This window comes from Klebsiella sp. 28 (assembly GCF_018223905.1).
Lineage (GTDB): Bacteria > Pseudomonadota > Gammaproteobacteria > Enterobacterales > Enterobacteriaceae > Klebsiella > Klebsiella pneumoniae.
Map to the genome: position 1 here is coordinate 1 of NZ_JAGRQY010000174.1, position 6736 is coordinate 6736.

At 58.4% G+C, this 6736-nt stretch carries 10 protein-coding genes and 1 pseudogene; 5 read left to right on the plus strand and 6 right to left on the minus strand.

Annotation, left to right across the window (positions count from 1 at the left end; translation table 11 throughout):
• On the minus strand, positions 1–630 hold a 630-nt coding region (locus tag KHQ28_RS24365), incomplete at its 3' end, for a MarC family NAAT transporter (RefSeq protein ID WP_211777707.1).
• 43 nt (positions 631–673) lie between these two features.
• Entirely contained in the window at positions 674–802 is a 129-nt protein-coding gene (locus tag KHQ28_RS24370; RefSeq protein WP_004217987.1) for a hypothetical protein, read from the minus strand.
• An 89-nt stretch (positions 803–891) separates the two neighbouring features.
• Between KHQ28_RS24370 and marR the strand changes: the two genes are divergently transcribed.
• The 3 genes from marR to marB are packed head-to-tail and all read left to right on the plus strand — an operon-like array spanning position 892 to position 1980.
• Positions 892–1326: a multiple antibiotic resistance transcriptional regulator MarR gene (gene marR / locus KHQ28_RS24375; protein ID WP_004143563.1), complete on the plus strand. Its 435-nt coding sequence runs from the start codon at positions 892–894 to the stop codon at positions 1324–1326.
• Positions 1327–1346: 20 nt separating this feature from the next.
• Positions 1347–1721, plus strand: coding sequence for an MDR efflux pump AcrAB transcriptional activator MarA (gene marA / locus KHQ28_RS24380; RefSeq protein WP_002904397.1), 375 nt, complete (start codon positions 1347–1349; stop codon positions 1719–1721).
• Positions 1722–1761: 40 nt separating this feature from the next.
• Complete coding sequence (marB, locus tag KHQ28_RS24385) at positions 1762–1980, plus strand: multiple antibiotic resistance protein MarB (protein WP_002904394.1); 219 nt, start codon at positions 1762–1764, stop codon at positions 1978–1980.
• A 48-nt stretch (positions 1981–2028) separates the two neighbouring features.
• Here marB and eamA read toward each other — a convergent pair whose 3' ends face one another.
• Positions 2029–2928, minus strand: coding sequence for an O-acetylserine/cysteine exporter (gene eamA, locus KHQ28_RS24390; protein WP_004143566.1), 900 nt, complete (start codon positions 2926–2928; stop codon positions 2029–2031).
• Between the two features lie 195 nt (positions 2929–3123).
• On the opposite strand from eamA, the gene ydeE reads away from it, so the two are divergent.
• Both ydeE and KHQ28_RS24400 read left to right on the plus strand, forming a co-directional pair.
• The gene (ydeE, locus tag KHQ28_RS24395; protein WP_032418997.1) at positions 3124–4320 is read left to right on the plus strand and encodes an efflux MFS transporter YdeE; all 1197 of its coding nucleotides are present in this window, start codon (positions 3124–3126) and stop codon (positions 4318–4320) included.
• A 129-nt stretch (positions 4321–4449) separates the two neighbouring features.
• The gene (locus KHQ28_RS24400) at positions 4450–4932 is read left to right on the plus strand and encodes a helix-turn-helix domain-containing protein (protein WP_002904389.1); all 483 of its coding nucleotides are present in this window, start codon (positions 4450–4452) and stop codon (positions 4930–4932) included.
• A gap of 35 nt (positions 4933–4967) precedes the next feature.
• Here KHQ28_RS24400 and urtE read toward each other — a convergent pair whose 3' ends face one another.
• The 3 genes and pseudogenes from urtE to KHQ28_RS24415 form a co-directional block, all read right to left on the minus strand.
• Positions 4968–5666 carry an urea ABC transporter ATP-binding subunit UrtE gene (gene urtE / locus KHQ28_RS24405; RefSeq protein WP_032418998.1) on the minus strand — a complete coding sequence of 233 codons (699 nt, stop codon included), beginning with the start codon at positions 5664–5666 and terminating at the stop codon, positions 4968–4970.
• Between the two features lie 9 nt (positions 5667–5675).
• On the minus strand, positions 5676–6473 hold the full coding sequence (gene urtD, locus KHQ28_RS24410) for an urea ABC transporter ATP-binding protein UrtD (RefSeq protein ID WP_004190223.1): 798 nt from the start codon (positions 6471–6473) through the stop codon (positions 5676–5678).
• Positions 6473–6736 (minus strand): annotated as a pseudogene (locus tag KHQ28_RS24415) (urea ABC transporter permease subunit UrtC); the annotation flags it as partial. The gene urtD and the pseudogene KHQ28_RS24415, both read right to left, overlap by 1 nt.

The window sequence follows — 6736 nt, forward strand, 5'->3', positions numbered from 1 at the left end:
AATAATAAACTGCACGCCCATGCAGACCAGCAGAAAGCCCATCAGTCGCGAGATGGCCTCGATGCCGCCTTTGCCAACCAGACGCATAATCGCGCCGGAACTACGCAGACAAGCCCACAGAATCACCCCTAACAGCAAAAAGATGATCGGCGGCGCCGCCAGCACCACCCACTCCGGGAAGTCCACGCCGTGCTTAACGGTCGAGGCGGAGCTAATAATCATCGCGATGGTGCCCGGACCGGCGGTGCTTGGCATCGCCAGCGGCACAAAGGCGATATTGGCGGTCGGTTCATCCTGCAGTTCTTCCGATTTGATCTTCGCTTCCATCGAATCGTGGGCTTTTTGCTGGGGAAACAGCATGCGGAAACCGATAAAGGCCACAATCAATCCGCCGGCGATACGCAGCCCAGGTATTGATATGCCGAATGTATTCATCACCACCTGACCGGCATACCACGACACCATCAGGATGGCGAAGACATACACCGATGCCATTAACGCCTGTTTATTACGCTCGGCGTTGTTCATATTACCGGCCAGGCCAAGGAACAGCGCCACGGTTGTGAGTGGATTCGCCAGCGGTAAAAGCACCGCCAGGCCAAGCCCTATTGCTTTAAACAAATCGAACATAGTTAATTAAAGTCCCGTTAATATTCATTTTTTAAGAATGGTTTCATTCCGTGAGTATATCGGCTTCAACAAATTTGACGCCAGCCTGCTGATAAATCACTTCTGCAAAAAAATAACAAGCGTTAGAAAAATCATAAAGAGTGACCCACATCGTACTTTTCCATTTTAGCAAATCGTGGCATCGGCCAATTCATAATGTTGACTTATGATTGCCTGGGCAATAGTATCACTTGCAACTAATTACTTGCCTGGGCAACCATTATGAAAAGTACCAGCGACCTGTTTAATGAAATGATCCCGCTGGGTCGCTTGATCCAGATGGTTAACCAGAAAAAAGATCGCCTGCTCAATGACTACCTCTCACCTATGGATATTACCGCGACCCAGTTTCGCGTGCTCTGCTCCATTCGTTGCGAAGTATGTATTACCCCCGTTGAGCTGAAAACCGTGCTTTCCGTCGACCCGGGCGCGATGACGCGCATGCTCGACCGCCTGGCGTGCAAAGGCTGGATTGAACGGTTACCCAACCCCGCTGACAAGCGCGGCGTGCTGGTGCAGTTGACGCCGGACGGCGCAGCCCTTTGCGAGCAGTGTCATCAGGTTGTGGGTCAGAAGTTACACCAGGAGTTAACGAAAAATCTGTCGGCGGACGAAGTCGCCATGCTTGAGCAACTGCTCAAGAAGGTCCTGCCGTAAAAATAAGAAGAGGTAAGATGATGTCCAGACGTAATAATGACGCCATCACTATCCATAGTATTTTGTCGTGGATCGAGGATAACCTGGAATCGCCCCTGTCGCTGGAAAAAGTGTCTGAGCGCTCCGGTTACTCTAAGTGGCACCTGCAACGTATGTTTAAGAAAGAGACCGGCCATTCCCTCGGCCAGTACATCCGCAGCCGCAAGCTGACGGAGATTGCGCAGAAGCTCAAGCAGAGTAATGAGCCAATCCTGTACCTGGCGGAACGCTATGGTTTCGAGTCGCAGCAGACCCTGACGCGAACGTTCAAGAACTATTTCGATGTTCCGCCCCATAAGTATCGCATAACGAATGTACCTGGCGAATCCCGCTATCTACATCCGCTAAATAACTGATGTTAATCGCCTGCACTATAAAAGACGTATTGAGGAAATCATGAAACTATTCGCTGCCGCAGCTATCGTACTCTTGTCGCTGGCCTCCAGCCTCAGCTATGCGGAGCAAAACACCACGCCGGTGCGTCAAAACCAGCGTGATACAATGATTATCCCTTCAGAACATAATGATTCGCCGTTTGATTTCAATCATATGGCGGCTGGTAATGATAAATCTGACGAACTTGGCGTGCCGTACTACCAGCAGCACGACCTGTGATGCCATTACACGCATAATTGTGTATAGCCCCGTCTCCGGGGCTTTTTTTTATCCGCGCGCCATGCCAGGCCGCACCAAACGTAAGCCAAAGACATTAATGTAGAGCCCGGCCATAATCAGCACCGCCCCGGTGAGCTGCAGTCCGCTCAGCGTCTCCCCGAGCAGCAGCGCAGCGCTGGCCATTCCCACCACCGGCACCAGCAGCGACAGCGGCGCCACCCGCCAGGTTTCATACCGCCCCAGCAGCGATCCCCAGATGCCATAGCCGACGATAGTGGCGATAAACGCCAGATAAAGCAGCGACAGTATCGTCAGCAGATCGATGTGTTGCAGACTCGCCAGCATGGTCTGCGGGCCATCGATCAACAATGAGGCCAGCATAAACGGCAGCACCGGGATCAGCGCGCTCCAGACCACCAGCGACATGATTGGCGGCCGGCTCGCCTGGGACATGATTTTCTTGTTGAAAATATTGCCGCAGGCCCAGCTGAGCGCCGCCGCGAGGGTCAGCATAAAGCCCACCAGCGGCACATGCTCCCCGCCAAGGCTGCCCTCCACCAGCACCAGCACGCCAAAGATCGCCAGGGCGATCCCCGCCAGCTGCTTGCCCTGCAGACGTTCGCCAAAGACGAAGGCGCCAAGGATGATGGTGAAGAAGGCTTGCGCCTGCAGCACAAGGGAGGCCAGCCCGGCCGGCATACCCAGGCCGATAGCGCAGAACAGAAAGGCGAACTGACCGAAACTTATGGTCAGGCCATAGCCCAGCAGCAGGCGCAGCGGAATAGCTGGCCGGGCGACAAACAGCAGCGCCGGGAAGGCGACCAGCATAAAGCGCAGCCCCGCCAGCATCAGCGGCGGCATATTGTGCAACCCCAGCTTAATCACCACAAAGTTAAGCCCCCACACCACCACTACCAGCAGCGCCAGTAGTCCATCTTTCCTCGTCATACCCCTGCCTCTGTCGTTATTGGAATTTTTGTGAACAAAATCAAAGTAGCGAAAAAGCGGCCGCCGGGATAGATCATTATTTTTGGCAGGCCCGGAAGTGCGCCCGTCGACCGCGATGACCTGTACAAGGCGTAATGGCCGTGTTATTTGTGATCGAAGACATAAAATTATAACAACATGACAGGCAAGGAAATTATGATCACCACTCTCCGGCGCTCCACCATCGCGCTGCTGACATCGTCGTTACTGTTGACTATCGGCCGCGGGGCCACACTGCCGTTTATGACCATCTATCTCACCCGACGCTTTCAGCTGGAGGTGGATGTGATTGGCTATGCCCTGTCGCTGGCGCTGGTGGTTGGGGTGTTGTTCAGCATGGGTTTTGGCATCCTCGCTGACAGGTTCGATAAAAAGCGCTATATGGTGTGGTCAGTGCTGGTATTTATTCTCGGCTTCAGCGCAATACCGCTGGTCAATAACGCCCCCCTGGTGGTGATCTTCTTTGCGCTGATCAACTGCGCCTACTCGGTCTTTTCCACCGTCCTGAAAGCCTGGTTCGCCGACCGGCTGACGGCAGAGAAAAAAGCGCGCATCTTCTCGCTGAACTACACCATCCTCAACATCGGCTGGACCGTTGGGCCGCCCATCGGCACCCTGCTGGTAATGCACAGTATCAATTTGCCGTTCTGGCTGGCGGCCGCCTGCGCCGCCTTTCCGCTGGTGTTTATTCAGCTGTTTCTTCAGCGGGATGGCGCCGCCGCGGCCCAGCCGGGCGCCGCGCCCTGGTCGCCTTCGGTGTTGCTGCGCGACCGGGCGCTGCTGTGGTTTACCTGCTCCGGGCTGCTGGCCTCCTTCGTCGGCGGCGCCTTCGCCTCCTGTCTCTCGCAGTATGTGCTGGTGGTCGCCAGCAGCGATTTCGCCGAGAAAGTGGTGGCCGTGGTGCTGCCGGTCAACGCCGCGGTGGTGGTTGCTCTGCAGTACGCGGTTGGCCGGCGGCTGAGCGCGAGAAATATCCGCCCGCTGATGACCTTCGGCACCGTCTGCTTTGTGATCGGCCTTGTGGGCTTTATGTTCTCTGGCGCCAGCCTGTGGGCGTGGGGGATCTCGGCGGCGATCTTCACCCTCGGGGAAGTGATTTATGCCCCCGGGGAGTATATGCTGATTGACCATATTGCCCCGCCGGGGATGAAGGCCAGCTACTTCTCCGCCCAGTCGCTGGGGTGGCTGGGGGCGGCATTCAACCCGATGCTGACGGGGTTGATCCTCACCCATCTGCCGCACTGGTCGCTTTTTGTCATTCTTATCGTGGCGATTGTCGCCGCCTGGCTGATGATTTTCCGCGGGATCAATGCCCGCCCCTGGCAACCGGATTCTCCGCTGGCCAACGCCTGACGCCAGCTGGCATGCGGCTGTCAGGTTGCTGTCGGGCCGTTGTCGGGTCGCTGTCGTGGTGGCTGGCGGCCCGGTTCACCATACTCCATCACAGGTTTACATCCGCAGAACGTTATGGAGCATACGAATATGAACAGCAACAATCAGGTCAAACAATTACGGCTGCAGCGCGCCTGGTCCCAGGAGCAGCTGGCCGAAATGGCGGGTCTCAGCGTCCGCACGATCCAGCGCATTGAGAATGGCGAACGCCCGGGGCTGGAGACCCTCAGCGCCCTCGCCGCGGTCTTTGAGGTGACGGTGGCCGAGATCGGCGGCGAAGCCCGGCGGGAAGACGCGCCGGGCCAGGAAGCCTCACTGGATTTGCGCATAGAGGAAGCCAAAGCGCGGGTGCATCAGGAGAGCCGCTTTTTCCGTTCGCTGTCGGTGGCGCTGGTGGTTTGCGTGCTGCTGGCGGTGCTTAACCGCTTCACTAATCCACAGTACTACTGGTCCGGCTGGGTCGCCCTGATCTGGGGCGCCCTGCTGGTGGTGAGAGGATTACGCCTGTTCGTGTTCGGCGAATGGATTAAAAACTGGCGCCAGGCGCGCCTGCAGCGGCTGCTGCGCAAATAGGCCGCAAACCGGCGGCGCGACCGCCGCCGGCCTGGTCAGATGGTCACCATGGCGCGCACGCCGTCGCTCTCCATATCACCCCCCTTGCCTTGCTGGACGATGGCGCCGCGCGACATCACCAGGTAGTGGTCCGCCAGCCCGGCGGCAAAGTCATAGAACTGCTCCACCAGCAGGATCGCCATGTCTCCGCGGCTCGCCAGCTGGCGGATCACCTCGCCAATCTCTTTGATGACCGAGGGCTGGATCCCCTCGGTGGGTTCATCAAGGATCAGCAGCTGTGGGCGGCTGGCCAGCGCGCGGCCAATCGCCAGCTGCTGCTGCTGGCCGCCGGATAAGTCACCGCCTCGCCGCTGCTTCATGGTCCTGAGCACCGGGAAAAGCTGGTAGATCTCCTCCGGCACCTGCTGCGCTTCGCGGGCGGGAAAGCGCGACAGCCCCATCAGCAGGTTTTCTTCCACCGTCAGGCGCGGAAATATCTCGCGCCCCTGGGGGACGTAGGCGACCCCGGCCTGCACCCGCTGGTGCGGTTTGCGATGGGTGATGTTCTGATCCTGCCAGCGTACCTCACCGCTGCGCGCCGGGATCAGCCCCATCAGGCATTTCAGCAGCGTGGTCTTACCGACGCCATTGCGCCCCAGCAGGCAGGTGACTTCGCCCTGGCGGGCGGAAAAATCCACCCCACGCAAAATATGGCTGCCGCCGTAGTATTGATGTAGCTGTCTCACCTGTAACATTGGCGCTCCTTAACGTCCCAGATAAACTTCAATGACCTGCTCATTGGCCTGTACCTCCCGCAGCGATCCCTCCGCCAGCACCTGGCCCTGATGCAGGACCGTCACCCGGTCGGCGATGGTCTCGACAAATCCCATGTCGTGCTCCACCACCATCAGGGAGTGCTGTCCAGCCAGGGTACGAAACAGCTCCGCCGTATACTCCGTTTCCGCATCGGTCATGCCGGCCGCCGGCTCATCAAGCAGCAGCAGATGCGGCTCCTGCACCAGCAGCATGCCGATCTCAAGAAACTGTTTCTGACCATGGGACAGCAGACCGGCCTGGCGGTAGCGCTCGCCGTCAAGACGCAGCAAGCGCAGCACCTCATTCAGCCGATCGTCCTGTTCGCTGCTCATCCGGGCGCGCAGGCTGGCCCACACCGATTTATCCCCCTTCATCGCCAGGGCGAGATTTTCCGCCACCGTCAGCGCTTCGAAGACCGTCGGCTTCTGAAACTTGCGCCCGATGCCCTGGCGGGCGATGGCCACCGGGTCAAGAGTGGTCAGATCCACCGACTGGTCATAGAGCGCTTTGCCGCTTTGCGGCCGGGTCTTGCCGGTGATCACGTCCATCAGGGTGGTCTTGCCCGCCCCGTTGGGGCCGATCACACAGCGCAGTTCGCCGACGCCTATCGCCAGCGACAGATCCGTCAGCGCCCGGAAACCGTCAAAGCTGACGTTGATGTTCTCCAGCTGCAGCACCGGATCGGTTTGTTCGCGAAAGCGATCGCCGGGCAGCTGGCGGGTAAATAGTCCTTCATCCGGTTGCATTAGCGGTCTCCTCGACGCAGCAGGCCCATCACCCCGCGGGGTAAAAACAGGGTCACAATGATGAAGATGAGGCCGAGAAACAGCTGCCAGTACTCTGGCATCGCCACGGTGAAAATGCTTTTCGCACCGTTGACCAATCCGGCGCCAAGCACCGGGCCAATCAGGGTGCCGCGCCCGCCGAGCGCCACCCAGATGGCGGCCTCGATGGAGTTGGTCGGCGACATTTCGCTGGGGTTGATGATCCCGACCTGCGGGACATATAA

Coding starts and splice junctions, on each gene's coding strand:
- ydeE (WP_032418997.1), top strand. CDS start 3,124: ATGATCACCACTCTCCGGCGCTCCACCATCGCGCTGCTGACATCGTCG.
- urtE (WP_032418998.1), bottom strand. CDS start 5,666: ATGTTACAGGTGAGACAGCTACATCAATACTACGGCGGCAGCCATATT.
- eamA (WP_004143566.1), bottom strand. CDS start 2,928: ATGACGAGGAAAGATGGACTACTGGCGCTGCTGGTAGTGGTGGTGTGG.
- marB (WP_002904394.1), top strand. CDS start 1,762: ATGAAACTATTCGCTGCCGCAGCTATCGTACTCTTGTCGCTGGCCTCC.
- KHQ28_RS24400 (WP_002904389.1), top strand. CDS start 4,450: ATGAACAGCAACAATCAGGTCAAACAATTACGGCTGCAGCGCGCCTGG.
- marR (WP_004143563.1), top strand. CDS start 892: ATGAAAAGTACCAGCGACCTGTTTAATGAAATGATCCCGCTGGGTCGC.
- urtD (WP_004190223.1), bottom strand. CDS start 6,473: ATGCAACCGGATGAAGGACTATTTACCCGCCAGCTGCCCGGCGATCGC.
- marA (WP_002904397.1), top strand. CDS start 1,347: ATGTCCAGACGTAATAATGACGCCATCACTATCCATAGTATTTTGTCG.